The organism is Burkholderia sp. SCN-KJ, assembly GCF_024656005.1.
Classification (GTDB): Bacteria; Pseudomonadota; Gammaproteobacteria; order Burkholderiales; family Burkholderiaceae; genus Burkholderia.
The window spans coordinates 109,738-124,908 of record NZ_JANKOG010000002.1 but is presented as its reverse complement, the minus strand read 5'-3'; the positions used below and the strand labels follow the sequence as shown (position 1 = coordinate 124,908).

Below are 15,171 nucleotides of genomic sequence, written 5' to 3'. Positions count from 1 at the left end.
GGCAACGCACGCTGGGCGGGAATCGGTACTATAGTGAGAATTTCCCTCCCCATTGATGCGTCCATTTCCCCGGACTAGGGAATCGCAGGACGCAATCAGGGCAACCTCAGCACCCCCCCGCCATGACCGACAAACTCGACGGCGTAACGACCTTCGTCCAGGTCGTGGAATCCGGCAGCTTCGCGCTCGCCGCGGAACGGCTCGACATGACGCGCTCGGCGGTCGGCAAGGCGATCGCGCGGCTCGAGAAGCGGCTCGGCGCGCGGCTGCTGCAGCGCACGACGCGCAGCCAGAGCCTGACCGACGACGGCCAGGCGTACTACGATCGCTGCGTGCGCGCGCTGGCGGAGCTGGAAGCGGCCGAAGCCGATCTCGATTGCGGCCGCAACGAAGCGCGCGGCAAGCTGCGGCTGAGCGTGCCGCTCGCGTTCGGGCATCACTGCGTGACGCCGATCGTGCTCGATCTCGCGCGCACCTATCCGCACCTGCGGATCGACGTGTCGATCACCGACCGCTTCGTCGACCTGGTCGAGGAAGGCATCGACCTCGCAGTGCGGATCGGTTCGCTCGCGGACAGCACGAGCCTCGCGGTGCGGCGGCTCGGCACGCAATACGGGAGCCTCGGCGCCGCGCCGTCGTATCTCGCGCGCTACGGGATGCCGCAATCGCTCGACGATCTGCGGAACCACCGGACGATCGCGTACTCGCGCTCGGGCGTCGCGCAGCCGTGGGACCTGCGCGCGCCGGACGGCTCGACGGTGCGCATCGACATGCCGCACCAGCTCAGCTTCGACGACGTGCAGGCGATCGCGGCGGCCGGCGCATCGGGGTTCGGGATCGCGTGGCTGCCGAGCTGGCTGCTCGATCATTACGTGAAGCGCGGCGAGATGGTCGTCGTGCTCGATCGCTGCTTCGTGTGCGAAGGCGACATTCACGCGATTTGGCCGAAAACGCGCTACCTGCCGCGCAAGACGCGCTGCGTGATCGACGCGCTCGTGCAGGCGGTGCCGCCGATGATCGAGCGGCCGGAGCCCGCGAGCCTCAAGAAAACCGGTTGAAACCGACGCGCCGCACGGGCGCGCCGGGCCGTCACGCGGCGCTCACGCCGCGCCGAGATCGGCGAGCGGATGCGCGAACAGCTTCCACGGCGACGTCAGGAAATGCCGCACGCGCTCGGCGCGCAGCTCGACGAGCGACGCCGGCGCCCAGCGCGGCTTGCGATCCTTGTCGACGAGATGCGCGCGCACGCCTTCGCAGAAGTCGCCCTCCTCGATTGCGCGCGCGACGATGCCGAGCTCCATCCGGAACGATTCGGCGAGCGTCATCTGCCGTCCGCGCAGCAGCGCTTCGCGCGTCACGCACAACATCGTCGGTGAATGGCCGGCGAGTGCATCGAGCGTCGCCTGCAGCCATTGACGATGCTCGCGCGACAGCTCGTCGCGCGCGAGCTCCTGCGTGAGCGTCGCGACGATCCGCTCGACGGTCGAGCGCTTGTCGAAGTGACGGACGATCCACGCCATCTGCGTATCGAGCGCCGCATGCGGCACGACGTTGCACGGCGGCTCGAACACCTTGCGCAGCGCCGGCAGCACGTCGCCGTCCCATTTGATGCTGTCGATGCGCGTCTCGAACGTATCGAGCCACGCCGACGGCACGCACAGATCCGCGAGCTTCGCGCTCAGCGCGTCGGCGCCCGACAGCATCGCGCCCGTCAGCCCCACGTACAGCTCGAGCTCGACCGGCATGCGCGACAGGAAATGCGTCGCGCCGACGTCGGGCACGAGGCCGATGCGCGTCTCGGGCATCGCGATCTTGCTGCGCTCGGTCGCGACGCGCAGCGCCGCGCCTTGCGCGAGCCCCATTCCGCCGCCCATCGTCACGCCGTCCATCAGCGCGACCACCGGCTTCGGGAACGTGTGGATCGCGTAATCGAGCCGGTATTCGTCGACGAAGAACGGCAGCCAGGTCTCGCGCTGCGCGACCATTCGGTGCAGCGCGCGCACGTCGCCGCCCGCGCAGAAGCCCTTCTCGCCTGCACCGCGCAGCACGACCGCGACGATCTGGTCGTCGGTGCGGCAACGTTCGAGCAGCGCGGCCAGCTCGCCGATCATCGAATAGGACAACGCATTGAGCGCGGCCGGCCGGTTCAGCGTAATGAGCGCCACGCGGTTCACCACGCGAAACAGCACCTCCGGCGCGGGTTGCGCGAAGCTGTCATGAGTCGTCACCGGCGTGCTCATCGTTGCGGCTCCCCGTCGGTGTGCCATTGCGGCGCGCGCTTGCCGAGAAACGCGGCCACGCCCTCGCGCGGATCGTTCGTGTCGAACAGGTCGACGAAGCGCTCGCGCTCGACCGCGAGCGCCGCGCCGCGCGGCACGCCGCGGCGCGCGAGCCCGATCAGCTCCTTGCTGTAGGCGACCGCATGCGGGCTCTGCCGCGCGACGTTGCGCGCGAGCGCGAGCGCCGCGTCGCGGGCCGCGCCGCTTTCGACCACGTCCTCGACGAGGCCGATCCTGAGGGCCGTCGCCGCGTCGACGCGCGTGCCGGCCAGGATGATCTTCTTCGCCCAGCCTTCACCGACGAGCCAGGGCAGCGTCTGCGTGCCGAGCCCGCACGGCAGCAGGCCGACCGACGGCTCGGGCAGCGCCATCTGCGCGTGCGTCTCGGCGATCCGCAGGTCGCACGCGAGCGCGCATTCGAGGCCGCCGCCCATCGCATAGCCGTTGATCGCCGCGATCGTCACGACGCGCGCGTCGTGCAGCGCCTCGAATGCCGCGCCGAAACGCGCGGCCATCGCGCGCGCGACCGCGCGATCGCCGTCGGCGAACGTGTTCAGGTCCGCGCCCGCGCTGAAGAACTTCGGGCCGTCGCCGGTGATCACCAGCGCGCGCACGCGCGGGTTCGCATTCAATTCGGCGACGGTGGCCTGCAGCTGCTGCAGCCCGTCGGCGGTGAAGGCGTTCGCGGGCGGACGCTTGAGCGTCGCGCACGCGATCGCGCCGTCGTCGACGTAGTCCAGTTCGATCATGAGGCGTCCTTCTTGGTGGCCGGTTGGTACAGGCGGATCACCGCCGAGAAATCGAGCTGCCCGTCGCCGCGGCTGCTCATCGTCTGGTACAGCTGCTGCGCGAGCGCACCGAGATAGACGGGCTGGCGCGCCTGCTTCGCGGCGTCGTTCGCGAGGCCGAGATCCTTCAGCATCAGGTCGGTGCCGAAGCCGCCGCTGTAGCCGCGCGACGACGGCGCGGTGTCGATCACGCCCGGATACGGGTTGTAGGTGTCCGAGCTCCAGCAGCGGCCCGTCGACGTGTTGACGATGCCGGCCAGCACCTTCGGGTCGATGCCGAGCGCGACGCCGAGCGACATCGCCTCCGACACGGCCGCCATCGAGATGCCGAGCACGAGGTTGTTGCAGACCTTCGCGACCTGCCCCATCCCCGTCGGCCCGCAGTGGACGATGTTCTTGCCCATCCCGGCGAGCACCGGCTTCACGCGCTCGAAATCCGCATCGCTGCCGCCGACCATGAAGGTCAAGGTGCCGGCCGCTGCACCGCCGGTGCCGCCCGACACCGGCGCGTCGACGAACGCGCCGCCGTGCTCGCGCACGAGCGCGCCGAACGCCTGCGCGCTCGCCGGGTCGATCGTGCTCGAATCGATCACGGTCGCGCCGGCGCCGAGGCCGGCCAGCACGCCGTTCTCGCCGGCGAGCACCGAGCGCACGTGCGGCGCGGCCGGCAGCATCGTGATCACGAACGCCGCGCCCGACGCCGCGTCGCGCGGCGATGCGGCAACCTGCGCGCCGGCGTCCTGCAGCGCGCGCAATGCGTCGGCACTCAGGTCGAACGCATGCACTTCATGGCCGGCCTTCAACAGGTTCAGCGCCATCGGCGCCCCCATGTGGCCCAGTCCGATAAAACCGATCTTCATGTTCGTGTCCTCCGCGGCTCAATGCAGCCGGATCGTCGTGTTCACCGGGCCGGCCGTCGTGTCGTCGTCGAACCAGCGCGCGGTGACCGTCTTGGTCTGCGTGTAGAACTGCACGACCTGCTTGCCGTACGGGCCGAGATCGCCGAGCTTCGAGCCGCGCGAGCCGGTGAAGCTGAAGAACGGCACCGGCACCGGGATCGGGATGTTGATGCCGACCTGGCCGACGTCGATCTCGCTCTGGAACTTGCGCGCGGCCGCGCCGCTCTGCGTGAAGATGCCCACGCCGTTGCCCATCGGGTTCGCGTTGACGAGCGCGATCGCTTCGTCGAGCGTGTCGGCTTCGAGCACGACCAGCACCGGACCGAAGATCTCGTGCGTGTAGATCGACATGTCGGTCTTTACGCCGGAGAAGATCGTCGGGCCGACGAAATTGCCCTCCTCGTAACCGGCCACCTTCACGTCGCGGCCGTCGAGCTCGAGCTTCGCGCCTTCCTTCACGCCCGCTTCGATCAGCGACAGGATGCGCGCCTTCGCTCCGCGCGACACGACCGGGCCGACGTCGGTGCCGGCTTCCGCGCCCGCGTTCACCTTCAGCAGCTTCGCCTTCGCGACGAGATCGGGCAGCCAGTCGCGCGCCTCGCCGACCAGCACCGCGACCGACGTCGCCATGCAGCGCTGCCCGGCCGCGCCGAAGCCCGCGCCGACCAGCGCGTTGAGGGTCTGCTCGCGATTCGCATCGGGCAGCACCACTGCGTGGTTCTTCGCGCCCATCATCGACTGCACGCGCTTGCCGTGCTGGCTGCCGAGGTTGTACACGTGCGTGCCGACGGCCGTCGAACCGACGAACGAGATCGCCTTCACGAGCGGATGCGTGCAGATCGCGTCGACGACTTCCTTGCCGCCGTGCACGACGTTCAGCACGCCCTTCGGCACGCCGGCCTCGATCGCGAGTTCGACGAGCTGCATCGTCGACATCGGATCCTGCTCCGACGGCTTCAGCACGAACGTATTGCCGCACACGATCGCCATCGGGAACATCCACAGCGGAATCATCGCGGGGAAGTTGAACGGCGTGATGCCCGCGCACACGCCGAGCGGCTGGCGCAGCGTGTAGGTGTCGACGCCGCCCGCGACGTTCTCCGCGAATTCGCCGAGTTGCAGCGTACCGATCGAGCACGCATGCTCGACTACTTCGAGGCCGCGGAAGATGTCGCCTTCGGCATCGGGCAGCGTCTTGCCCTGCTCGGCCGTCAGCGTCTTCGCGATGCGCTGCAGGTTCGCGCGCACCAGATCCTGGAACTTCAGCATGATGCGCATGCGCGCGGCGATCGGCGTGTTCTTCCACGTCGCAAACGCGGCGTGCGCGGCCTGCACGGCCGCGTCGACTTCGGCGACGGTCGCGAACGGCACGCGCGCGAGCACCTGCTGCGTCGCCGGGTTGACGATGTCGCGCCACTCGCTCGTGGTGGACTCGACGAAGGCGCCGTCGATCAGCAGCTTGACCGTCGGCACGTCTTGCCCCGTGCGGGGCGTCGGATTCGCGTTCATCAGTGCACTCTCCTTGCAGTGGGCCGCATGGCGTGATGCCACGCGCGGCCGGTTCGGTTCAGTATGGTGGCCGGCGACGCACGGCAAAAACGCGGCACGCGCGGCCCGCGGCCGGTCATTTCAGTTCGGCGGCGAAATCTTCTTCCCAGTATTCGCCGGGCATCCGCGTGGTCGCATCGTCGCCGCGCTCGATCTCGCGGCGGCGCAGCTCGACGCGGCGGATCTTCCCCGAGATGGTCTTCGGCAGCTCCGCGAACTGCAGGCGGCGGATGCGCTTGTACGGCGCGAGCTTCTCGCGCGAGAAGCGGAAGATCTCCAGCGCGAGCGCGGGGCTTTCCTCGTAGCCCTGGCGCAGCGTGATGAAAGTCTTCGGCACCGACAGCCGCAGCGGGTCCGGGCTCGGCACGACGGCCGCTTCCGCGATCGCCGGATGCTCGATCAGCACGCTTTCCAGTTCGAACGGGCTCAGCCGGTAGTCGGACGACTTGAACACGTCGTCCGCGCGGCCGATGTACACGTAGTAGCCGTCGTCGCCGCGCATCGCGATGTCCGACGTGCGGTAATGGCCGTCGCGCATCGCGTGGGTCGTCGCGTCGGGATTGTTCGCATAGCCGGTCATCAGGCCGACCGGGCGCGTCACGCCGGCGCCGATCGGCAGCGCGACCTCGCCTTCGGTCACCGGCGCGCCGTCCGGGTCGAGCAGCGCGATCCGGTAACCGGGCAGCGGCCGCCCCATCGAGCCCGCGACGACCGGCTGGCCCGGCGTGTTGCCGATCAGGCAGGTGGTTTCGGTCTGGCCGTAGCCGTCGCGAATCGTGATGCCCCACGCCTTCTTCACGCGCTCGATGATCTCGGGATTCAGCGGTTCGCCCGCGCCGACGATCTCGCGCAGCTTCACGTCGAACGACGCGAGCGGCTGCTGCACGAGCATGCGCCACACGGTCGGCGGCGCGCACAGCGTGGTCACCTGGTATTTGACGAGCGCATCGAGCACGACCTTCGGCTCGAAGCGCGCGTAGTTGAACGCGAACACGCACGCCTGTGCATTCCACGGCGCGAAGAAGCAGCTCCATGCATGCTTCGCCCAGCCCGGCGAGCTGATGTTCCAGTGGATGTCGCCCGGCTGCAGGCCGACCCAGTACATCGTCGACAGGTGCCCGACCGGATAGGTGCGATGCGTATGCTCGACGAGCTTCGGCTTCGACGTCGTGCCCGACGTGAAGTACAGCAGCATCGGATCGCTCGCGTGCGTGACGGCGTCCGGCTCGAACGCGGCGCTCGCCGCATAGCCGTCGTTCATCGCGAGCCAGCCCGCGCGCGGCGCGCCGGCGACGATCTTCTGCGCGAGGCCGAGATCGGCCTGTTCGAACTTCGCGGTTTCGTTCTCGTCGACGATCGCGTATTTCGCGCCGCCGATCTGCACGCGATCGCGTACGTCGTCGGCCGACAGCTGCGTGGTCGCGGGCAGCACGATTGCGCCGAGCTTCATCGCGGCGAGCATCGCGTCCCACAGCTCGACACGGTTCGGCAGCATCAGCAGGATCCGGTCGCCGCGCACGACGCCGATGCCGCGCAGCCAGTTCGCGATCCGCGACGAGCGCTCGGACATCTGCGCGAACGAATACGGGTCGCCCGTGCCGGTTGCCGCATCGACGATCCACAGCGCGGGCTTGTCGTTGCCGCGCGCCATCGGGTCGAAGTAGTCGAGCGCCCAGTTGAACGCATCGAGCACCGGCCATTCGAAATCGCGGTAAGCGGTTTCGTAGTCGGTGCGATGGCGCAGCAGAAAGTCGCGTGCGTCCAGGAATGCCTGTACCGTCATCGTGTCGTCTCCTGTCGACGTGAGTTAGCGCTTTAGCGCTTACTCACGTCCCATGCCTCGTGCGGTCGACGTGAGTTAGCGCTTTAGTGCTTACCCACGTCCCATGCCTTGGCGAGTCTCCATGCCCAGCGGTCAACCGGGCACGCGCTGCAGCGAATGCCCGGTTCCGTATCGCGCGGCGCACGGTCACGTCGTTGCGTGCCGCGTTTGCCGCGCTGCCCTCGTGCCCTGCCTGTTTGCCTGCCGGTCTTGTTGTTTGCGTGGTTGTCGATGGAGCGCCCGTCGCGACTCAAAGCTGTCGCGCGATCACCATCCGCTGCACTTCGCTGGTGCCTTCGTAAATCTGCGTGATGCGCGCGTCGCGATAGTGACGCTCGACTTCGTAATCGACGAGGTAGCCGTAGCCGCCGTGGATCTGGATCGCGTCCGAGCACACGCGCTCGGCCATCTCGGACGCGAACAGCTTCGCCTGCGATGCTTCCGACAGGCACGGCAGCCCGGCCGTGCGCAGCTTCGCCGCGTGATGCACGAGCAGGCGCGCCGCGTTGATCTGGGTGGCCATGTCGGCGAGCTTCTGCTGGATCGCCTGGTGCTCGGCGAGCGGCTTGCCGAACTGCACGCGCTCGCCCGCATAGCGGCGCGCCTTGTCGAATGCGGCGCGCGCGATGCCGAGCGCCTGCGCCGCGATGCCGATGCGCCCGCCTTCCAGGTTCGACAGCGCGATCTTCAGCCCTTCGCCGCGATTGCCGAGCAGGTTCTCTTCCGGAATCGCGCAGTTCTCGAACGTGATCGGGCACGTGTCGGACGCGCGGATGCCCATCTTCTTCTCCGGCTTGCCGACGATGAAGCCCGGCGTGTCGGTCGGCACCAGGAACGCGGAAATGCCGCGCTTGCCGGCTTCCGGATCGGTCATGGCAAAAACGATCGCTACGCCGGCGCGCTGGCCGTTGGTCACGAACTGCTTCGCGCCGTTCAGCACCCACTTGCCGTCGCGCAGCTCCGCCCGCGTACGCAGGTTGTGCGCCTCGGAGCCGGCCTGCGGCTCGGTCAGGCAGAACGCGCCGATGATGCGGCCCGCCGCCATCTCGGCCAGCCAGCGATCCTTCTGCGCGGGCGTGCCGAAGCCGAGGATCGGCCCGCAGCCGACCGAGTTGTGCACGCTCATCATCGTCGCGCAAGCGGCGTCGCCCGCCGCGATCTCTTCCATCGCCAGCGCATAGGCGACGTAATCCGTATACGCGCCGCCCAGCTCCTGCGGCACGATCATCCCGAGCAGGCCGAGTTCGCCGAGCTGCGCGACGACGGCGTCGGGCAGGTGCGCGTCGTGGTCCCACCGCGCGGCGTTCGGTGCCAGCACCTCGGTGGCAAAAGCGCGCGCGGCGTCGCGGATCATCCGCTGGTCTTCGGTGTAAAGCTCGTCCATGGCGCTGCTGTCTCCCGCGGCCGCATGCCGCGACCGACCTTTCGTTTCGATGCAACAAGTGTAGGCAAGCGCGCGCGACTGTTCGATGCTCGCGCCGCTCATTTACACTGAGCGTTTTTGCCATACCGGCGGCTTCGATGAAGCAGGAAGAGAAGGGAACCGTCGCGATCAGCCTCGTCGCCTACAGCGTCGCGCTCGCCACCCGGCGCGGCGTCGCGGCCGAGCCGCTGCTCGCGCAGGCCGGCATCGCGCCCGCGCTGCTCGCGCAGCCGCGCGCGCGGGTGTCGGCGCAGCAATACGGCGCGCTGTGGAACGCGATTGCGCGCGCGCTCGACGACGAGTTTTTCGGGCAGGATCGCCACCCGATGCGCAGCGGCAGCTTCATTGCGATGAGCCAGGCCGCGCTGTCCGCGCAGGACGGACTGCACGCGATGGCGCGCGCGGTGAATTTCATGCACTGCGTGCTCGACGACCTGCACGCGGAGCTCGACGCCAACCCGCAGCGCGTGCGGCTGCGCTTCGTGCACCGCAACAGCGCCGCGGCGCCCGCGATGTTTACGTACGCGACCTATTTCATCATCGTGTACGGGCTCACCTGCTGGCTGATCGGGCGACGGATCCCGGTGCTGCACGCGAGCTTCCGCTGCGACACGCCGCCGGCCGACCACGAATATCCGTCGATGCTGTGCGACGACATGCGCTTCAACCAGCCCGATTCGTATGTCGATTTCGATCCCGAATTCGCGACGCTGCCGGTCGTGCAGAACGCGAAGACGCTGAAGACCTTCCTGCGCAACGCGCCGGCCAGCTTCATCGTCAAGTACCGCAACCCGAACGCGCTCGCGCAGCGCGTGCGCACGGTGCTGCGCGGGATGCCGCCCGCCGCGTGGCCCGGCGCCGGCGGGATGGCCGCGCGGCTGCACGTGGCCGAGGCGACGCTGCGCCGCAAGCTGCACCAGGAAGGCCACGCGTACCAGTCGATCAAGGACACGCTGCGGCGCGACCTCGCGTTCGAGGCGCTGGCCGATCCGGCGCGGACCATCGCCGACGTTGCCGCCGCCGCCGGTTTCGCGGAACCGAGCGCGTTCTACCGCGCGTTTCGCAAATGGAGCGGGCGCAGCCCGGCCGAGTACCGGGAAGAAGCGCTCGCGCGGGGCGGCGGCGCCGGCTGAGTGCGCGGCCGGCGGCACCGCCTTCGCGCTTTCCGCCGAAACCGCCTAATCTTCAAATATCGGGCCAACGCCCTTTCCGCGAGCCGGACGGCGTGCGGCCGCGCGCCGCCCGGACGCCCCGATGCACATTCACCGTCATGGGCCGCCGCCGGCGCCTGCATCGCCCGGCGCCCGCCCCCGTCACCCGCTGTCCGCGCGGGTCGCGCGCGCCGCGCTGTTCGCGGCGCTGCTCGTCGTGTGCGCGGCGGTTGCCGCGCCGCCCCCCGCTACCCAGCCCGCCACCGCACCCGTCGCCGCACCACCGGTCGTCGTGATTCCGGTCAACGGCGCGATCGGGCCGGCCAGCGCCGACTTCATCGTCCGCTCGCTCGACCGCGCGGCGCGCGAGCACGCGCCGCTCGCGATCCTGCAACTCGATACGCCCGGCGGGCTCGACACGTCGATGCGGCTGATCATCAAGGCGATCCTCGGCTCGCCGGTGCCGGTCGCCGCGTTCGTCGCGCCGGGTGGCGCACGGGCCGCGAGCGCCGGCACCTATATCGTCTACGCGAGCCACATTGCCGCGATGGCGCCCGGCACCAATCTCGGCGCGGCATCGCCGGTGCAGTTCGGCATCGGCGGCGGCGCGCCGGGAGCGCCAGGTGCGACGAAGCCGTCGCCGGCCGGCGCGTCCGGCGCATCCGCGACACCGGCCGAGTTGCCGAACGACACGCAGTCGACCGAGATCCGCAAGGCGACCCAGGACGCCGCCGCGTACATCCGCGGCCTCGCGCAGTTGCGCGGACGCAATGCCGAGTGGGCCGAGCGCGCGGTGCGCGAGGCGTTGAGCCTGTCGGCAACGGAGGCGCGCGCGCAACATGTCGTCGACCTGGTCGCGCAGGACCCGGCCGACCTCGCGCGCCAACTCGACGGGCGCACCGTGACGACGACCGCCGGCACGCTGCACCTCGCGACCGCGCATGCACCGCTCGTCGTGCTGGCGCCCGACTGGCGCAGCCGCTTCCTGTCGATCATCACCGATCCGAACGTCGCGCTGATCCTGCTGACGATCGGCATCTACGGGCTGTTCTTCGAGTTCGCGAATCCCGGCTTCGTGCTGCCGGGCGTCGCCGGCACCATCTGCCTGCTGATCGGGCTGTTCGCGATGCAGTTGCTGCCGGTCAGCTATGCGGGCCTCGGGCTCGTGCTGCTCGGGCTCGGCTGCCTCGTCGCCGAGGCGTTCCTGCCGACCTTCGGCGTGCTCGGTTTCGGCGGGATCGTCGCCTTCACGATCGGCGCGCTGATGCTGATCGACACCGACGTGCCCGGCTACGGCATTCCGTGGCCGGTGATCGTGGGCCTCGCGGCCGGCGGCGGGCTGCTCGTCGCCGTCGTGTCGAGCGTCGCGCTGCGCGCGCGGCGGCGGCCGGTGGTGACGGGCGCCGAGGCGATGGTCGGCAGCATCGGCGAAGTGCTCGACGACGGCCTGCACGCCGACCAGCCGCAGGGCGCGGCCGGCGCCGCACCGTCGGCGGCGGGCTGGGCGCGCGTGCACGGCGAGCGCTGGCGCGTCGCGAGCAGCACGCCGCTGGCCGCCGGTTGCCGCGTGCGCGTGACCGGCCGCCACGGGCTGACGCTCACCGTCGCGCCGCTCTACGACGTGCCGGCACACGAACAACAACACCAGGGAGCACCGTCATGATGGGCTACACGTTTGGCTTCAGCAGCGTCCTGATCGTCTTCGTCGTGGTGCTCGTCGCATCGTCGATCCGCATCTTCCGCGAGTACGAGCGCGGCGTCGTCTTCATGCTCGGCCGGTTCTGGAAGGTGAAGGGGCCGGGGCTCGTGCTGATCATCCCGATCGTCCAGCAGGTCGTGCGGATCGACCTGCGCACCGTCGTGTTCGACGTGCCCGCGCAGGACGTGATCACGCGCGACAACGTGTCGGTGAAGGTCAATGCGGTCGTGTATTTCCGCGTCGTCGATCCGGAGAAGGCCGTGATCCAGGTCGCGCGCTTCTTCGAGGCGACGAGCCAGCTCGCGCAGACGACGCTGCGCGCGGTGCTCGGCAAGCACGAGCTCGACGCGTTGCTCGCCGAACGCGAGCAGTTGAATGCCGACATCCAGAAGACGCTCGACGCGCAGACCGATGCGTGGGGCATCAAGGTGTCGACGGTCGAGATCAAGCACGTCGACCTGAACGAGACGATGATCCGCGCGATCGCGCGGCAGGCCGAGGCCGAACGCGAGCGGCGCGCGAAGGTGATCCATGCGGAAGGCGAACTGCAGGCGTCGGAGAAGCTGCTGCAGGCCGCGCAGCGGCTCGCACTTCAGCCGCAGGCGATGCAGCTGCGCTACCTGCAGACACTGACGACGATCGCGGCGGACAAGAATTCGACGATCGTGTTTCCGCTGCCGGTGGATCTGCTGGGGGCGTTGCTGGAGCGATTGAGGCCGCCGCGCGAGCAGTGAGACGGGCCGGCGCCGGCCCGAGCGACGCCGCGGCCGATGCCGACGGGCGACGCTCGGGCGCGGGGCCGCCGCGGCCGGATGCCGGATGCCCGCCGCCCGTCGCCCGGCCCGCGTCAGGCCAGCAGCTTGCGGTCGGTCTTGCCGTACTTGATCGACTTCTCGTCCGGGATCATCAGCCCCGTGTGCTCGTCGCGGCCCTGCAGCAGAAAGCGCGCGTCCGGCTTGCCGATCTGCTCGGCCGCGAGCTTGCTGTCCGCGCCGATCTCGCCCTTCTTCATCCGGTTGACGATCACGCCGGCCGCGGTGTCCTTGAAGTCGCGCAGCATCCACGCGTCGCCGTCGCTGTCGCCGAACACCAGCAGCGGGCCGTAGCCCTTCTTCGACGCGAGGACGTTGCGGATGCCCACCGTCTTGCCGGGCCCCCAGTTGAAATGCCATCCGGCCGGATAGGTGCTCGTGTACTTGCCGTCCTGCATGTCGAGACGCAGGCCGATCACGTTCTCGGGCGGCACGCCGTAACCATAGTTCGGATTGCCGGCGAATACGCGCACGACATCGTCGAGCGACGCGGTGCTCACGTACACGTCGATGCCGTTCGCACGCAGCGTATGCATCACCGCGCGGATTTCCTCGTGAATGCGGATGCCGTGGAAATGCGTGTCGGCCACCACGCCGGCCTTGCCCGGCAGCGCCTTCGGGCTTTCGTAGCGGACCTTGCGCAGCGCGTCGCCGATACCGTAGTTGTTCGACGCTTCCGCCATCGCCTGCAGCTCGGCGGTCGTCATGTTCTTGTAGAAGTAGATGATCCACTTGTAGCCGACTTCGAGCGGATGCGTATCGCAGATCGCGTCGTACATGAAGTACAGCTTCGCGCGAAAATCCTTGAACTGGTCGGTCTCGCGAATCTCGTCGAGGCTCTTGTCGCCGCCGAAACCCTTGTAGTTCGCGTAGAGCCAGCGGTAGTCGGACTCGACGTCGGCGGCGAGATCCTCCATCGTCACCGGCTTGCCGTCGACGGTCGTGTAGTCCTTCATGAACGCGCCCTTCGGCACGTCCTTCCACATCACGCCGACGAACTCGTCCGGCGTCAGCTTGTACTGCAGATGGTTGATCTGGTACATCAGCAACGCCTCTTCGCAGTCGTTCATGATGCACGTGTTGTCCCAGTCGAACACCGCGTACGGGCGGCGCTTCCCGTCGTAGCGCGCGCTCGCGACGCCGTGCTGGTCGAGCACCGCCTGCAGGCGCGCGGCGTTGAACGGCGACCAGCGGCCCGGGTCCAGCGCGTCCGGCGCGGTTGCGCTCTTCGCGCCGGCCATGCCGGCCTTGAGCATCAGCGGCGTCGCAGCGGTCGCCGCGGCCAGGGTGTTCATGAACTTGCGGCGTTGCATGGTCTGTCTCCACAGGAAGGTCGAATCGGCTTCGGTCGCTGCCCCCGCGCGACGCGCGGCACACCGGCCCCGCGAAGCCGCGAAGGCTTCGAATCGGGGGCGAATGATGTGACGAAATTATTTCGGCAATTTGACAGCGTCTCGCCGCGACACGACAGGGAGTTGATCCAGCGCGACATGCCAGGCCCGCGCCGCGGCCTCGCGTGGCGCTCCCCGGCCGGCTGCCCCGCTCGGGACGCGTGTGCAGCGACGCCATCCGCCCCGACCGCCGCAAACCTAGAGCTTCCCCTCCATTTCGGCCTTCATTAGGAGAAGTCCTCACCTCCGCGCCACGTCGAACCCGCTATGATCTTTACATCGATCAATGACACATTAAATGCTGACTGAATAACCCGCCTGCGGATCACCGGCGGATGCATTCCGGATCAGCGCCCCAGCCTTGCACCGGACCCGCGTCGCGCCGACGCGCGAACCCGGGCCGACACACGGAGACGCATCATGACCGCCCACCATTCGCTGCCGGAAGTCCACCTCGACGAGCTGCCGCAATTCCGCGCGGTCCAGCAGCTCGCGTACCGCTGCGTCGAGACCGTCGGCGCGATGCTCTACCCCGGCATCACCGAGAAGGAAGCCGCGCGCCTGCTGACCGAATGGCTGCAGGACAACGGCGTGCACGACTGGCTGCACAAGCCGTTCGCGTGGTTCGGCGACCGCACCGCGTTCCAGGGCTTCTCGGGCCTGAAGCACATGGGCGGCTTCAACCTCGCGTTCTTCCCCAGCAACCGCCAGCTCGAAACCGACATGCCGGTGATCCTCGACGTCGCGCCCGTGCTCGACGGGATCGTCGCGGACGTCGGCTACGCGCACTGCCTCGGCCACAACCCGATCCTCGAACAGCTGCAGGACGACCTGATGGACCATCGCGACCTGATCGTGCAGCTCGTGAAGGCGCGCCGCCCGATGGCCGAGGTCGCGCAGGCGGTCGACGCGCTGTGCCGTCACCAGGGCGTCGAGCCGCGCCACAAGGCCTATCCGTTCAAGGTGCTCGCGCATCGCGTCGCGAAGATCCACAAGCTGTCGAAGCCGCGCTTCGTCGCGCGCTTCGGGCTGAACGCGACGCGCAACCTGCTGCTCGACCAGGGCCGCGCGGCGAAGCAGCAGGGCTGGTCGCCGCTGTGGTCGATCGACCGCCGCTCCGAGCATGCACCCGTGCCGGGCCTGTGGGCCGTGGAGCCGCATCTCGGCTTCGCCGGTGTCGGCGCGAAATTCGAGGAGCTGCTGGTGATCACCGACGACGACGCGTACTGGCTCGACGACGACCTGCCGCACGTGCGCCGCTGGCAGCGCCGCCAGGCCGAACGCGCGCCGGCCGTCGCGACCGTGCAGGCCGCCGCCTGACACGCGCGCGTTGCACCTTCCTCCCGAATCCCTGAACGA

At 69.0% G+C, this 15,171-nt stretch carries 12 protein-coding genes; 5 read left to right on the top strand and 7 right to left on the bottom strand.

Annotation, left to right across the window (positions count from 1 at the left end; all coding sequences use genetic code 11):
• Positions 1 to 122 precede the first annotated feature (122 nt).
• Positions 123 to 1,058, top strand: coding sequence for a LysR family transcriptional regulator (locus tag NQV17_RS03925; protein WP_044846889.1), 936 nt, complete (start codon positions 123 to 125; stop codon positions 1,056 to 1,058).
• A gap of 42 nt (positions 1,059 to 1,100) precedes the next feature.
• Here NQV17_RS03925 and NQV17_RS03920 read toward each other — a convergent pair whose 3' ends face one another.
• From NQV17_RS03920 to NQV17_RS03895, 6 genes are all read right to left on the bottom strand, one after another.
• Positions 1,101 to 2,240 (bottom strand): enoyl-CoA hydratase/isomerase family protein, encoded by a 1,140-nt coding sequence (locus NQV17_RS03920; RefSeq protein ID WP_124667450.1) that lies wholly within the window; start codon positions 2,238 to 2,240, stop codon positions 1,101 to 1,103.
• On the bottom strand, positions 2,237 to 3,028 hold the full coding sequence (locus NQV17_RS03915; RefSeq protein ID WP_044846887.1) for an enoyl-CoA hydratase: 792 nt from the start codon (positions 3,026 to 3,028) through the stop codon (positions 2,237 to 2,239). The genes NQV17_RS03920 and NQV17_RS03915 overlap by 4 nt, the downstream gene beginning before the upstream one ends.
• Entirely contained in the window at positions 3,025 to 3,927 is a 903-nt protein-coding gene (gene mmsB / locus NQV17_RS03910; protein WP_044846886.1) for a 3-hydroxyisobutyrate dehydrogenase, read from the bottom strand. The genes NQV17_RS03915 and mmsB overlap by 4 nt, the downstream gene beginning before the upstream one ends.
• An 18-nt stretch (positions 3,928 to 3,945) precedes the next feature.
• On the bottom strand, positions 3,946 to 5,475 hold the full coding sequence (locus NQV17_RS03905; RefSeq protein WP_124667451.1) for a CoA-acylating methylmalonate-semialdehyde dehydrogenase: 1,530 nt from the start codon (positions 5,473 to 5,475) through the stop codon (positions 3,946 to 3,948).
• A 115-nt stretch (positions 5,476 to 5,590) separates the two neighbouring features.
• Positions 5,591 to 7,297, bottom strand: coding sequence for an AMP-binding protein (locus tag NQV17_RS03900; RefSeq protein WP_257769057.1), 1,707 nt, complete (start codon positions 7,295 to 7,297; stop codon positions 5,591 to 5,593).
• Positions 7,298 to 7,586: 289 nt separating this feature from the next.
• Positions 7,587 to 8,720: an acyl-CoA dehydrogenase family protein gene (locus tag NQV17_RS03895; RefSeq protein WP_257769055.1), complete on the bottom strand. Its 1,134-nt coding sequence runs from the start codon at positions 8,718 to 8,720 to the stop codon at positions 7,587 to 7,589.
• Positions 8,721 to 8,857: 137 nt separating this feature from the next.
• Here NQV17_RS03895 and NQV17_RS03890 point away from each other — a divergent pair, with 137 nt between their 5' ends.
• The 3 genes from NQV17_RS03890 to NQV17_RS03880 all read left to right on the top strand — a co-directional run bounded on the left by NQV17_RS03890 (position 8,858) and on the right by NQV17_RS03880 (position 12,343).
• Entirely contained in the window at positions 8,858 to 9,892 is a 1,035-nt protein-coding gene (locus tag NQV17_RS03890; RefSeq protein ID WP_124485282.1) for an AraC family transcriptional regulator, read from the top strand.
• Positions 9,893 to 10,013: 121 nt separating this feature from the next.
• Positions 10,014 to 11,573, top strand: coding sequence for a nodulation protein NfeD (locus tag NQV17_RS03885; RefSeq protein WP_257769040.1), 1,560 nt, complete (start codon positions 10,014 to 10,016; stop codon positions 11,571 to 11,573).
• Entirely contained in the window at positions 11,570 to 12,343 is a 774-nt protein-coding gene (locus NQV17_RS03880; RefSeq protein WP_044846881.1) for a slipin family protein, read from the top strand. The genes NQV17_RS03885 and NQV17_RS03880 overlap by 4 nt, the downstream gene beginning before the upstream one ends.
• A 113-nt stretch (positions 12,344 to 12,456) precedes the next feature.
• On the opposite strand, the gene NQV17_RS03875 is transcribed toward NQV17_RS03880, so the two are convergent.
• A complete protein-coding gene (locus NQV17_RS03875) occupies positions 12,457 to 13,734 on the bottom strand; it encodes a haloacid dehalogenase-like hydrolase (protein WP_044846880.1) in 1,278 nt (425 codons plus the stop codon).
• Positions 13,735 to 14,232: 498 nt separating this feature from the next.
• Here NQV17_RS03875 and NQV17_RS03870 point away from each other — a divergent pair, with 498 nt between their 5' ends.
• The gene (locus NQV17_RS03870; protein WP_257769036.1) at positions 14,233 to 15,132 is read left to right on the top strand and encodes a M24 family metallopeptidase; all 900 of its coding nucleotides are present in this window, start codon (positions 14,233 to 14,235) and stop codon (positions 15,130 to 15,132) included.
• Positions 15,133 to 15,171: the final 39 nt, after the last annotated feature.

Coding starts and splice junctions, on each gene's coding strand:
- NQV17_RS03925 (WP_044846889.1), top strand. CDS start 123: ATGACCGACAAACTCGACGGCGTAACGACCTTCGTCCAGGTCGTGGAA.
- NQV17_RS03920 (WP_124667450.1), bottom strand. CDS start 2,240: ATGAGCACGCCGGTGACGACTCATGACAGCTTCGCGCAACCCGCGCCG.
- NQV17_RS03915 (WP_044846887.1), bottom strand. CDS start 3,028: ATGATCGAACTGGACTACGTCGACGACGGCGCGATCGCGTGCGCGACG.
- mmsB (WP_044846886.1), bottom strand. CDS start 3,927: ATGAAGATCGGTTTTATCGGACTGGGCCACATGGGGGCGCCGATGGCG.
- NQV17_RS03905 (WP_124667451.1), bottom strand. CDS start 5,475: ATGAACGCGAATCCGACGCCCCGCACGGGGCAAGACGTGCCGACGGTC.
- NQV17_RS03900 (WP_257769057.1), bottom strand. CDS start 7,297: ATGACGGTACAGGCATTCCTGGACGCACGCGACTTTCTGCTGCGCCAT.
- NQV17_RS03895 (WP_257769055.1), bottom strand. CDS start 8,720: ATGGACGAGCTTTACACCGAAGACCAGCGGATGATCCGCGACGCCGCG.
- NQV17_RS03890 (WP_124485282.1), top strand. CDS start 8,858: ATGAAGCAGGAAGAGAAGGGAACCGTCGCGATCAGCCTCGTCGCCTAC.
- NQV17_RS03885 (WP_257769040.1), top strand. CDS start 10,014: ATGCACATTCACCGTCATGGGCCGCCGCCGGCGCCTGCATCGCCCGGC.
- NQV17_RS03880 (WP_044846881.1), top strand. CDS start 11,570: ATGATGGGCTACACGTTTGGCTTCAGCAGCGTCCTGATCGTCTTCGTC.
- NQV17_RS03875 (WP_044846880.1), bottom strand. CDS start 13,734: ATGCAACGCCGCAAGTTCATGAACACCCTGGCCGCGGCGACCGCTGCG.
- NQV17_RS03870 (WP_257769036.1), top strand. CDS start 14,233: ATGACCGCCCACCATTCGCTGCCGGAAGTCCACCTCGACGAGCTGCCG.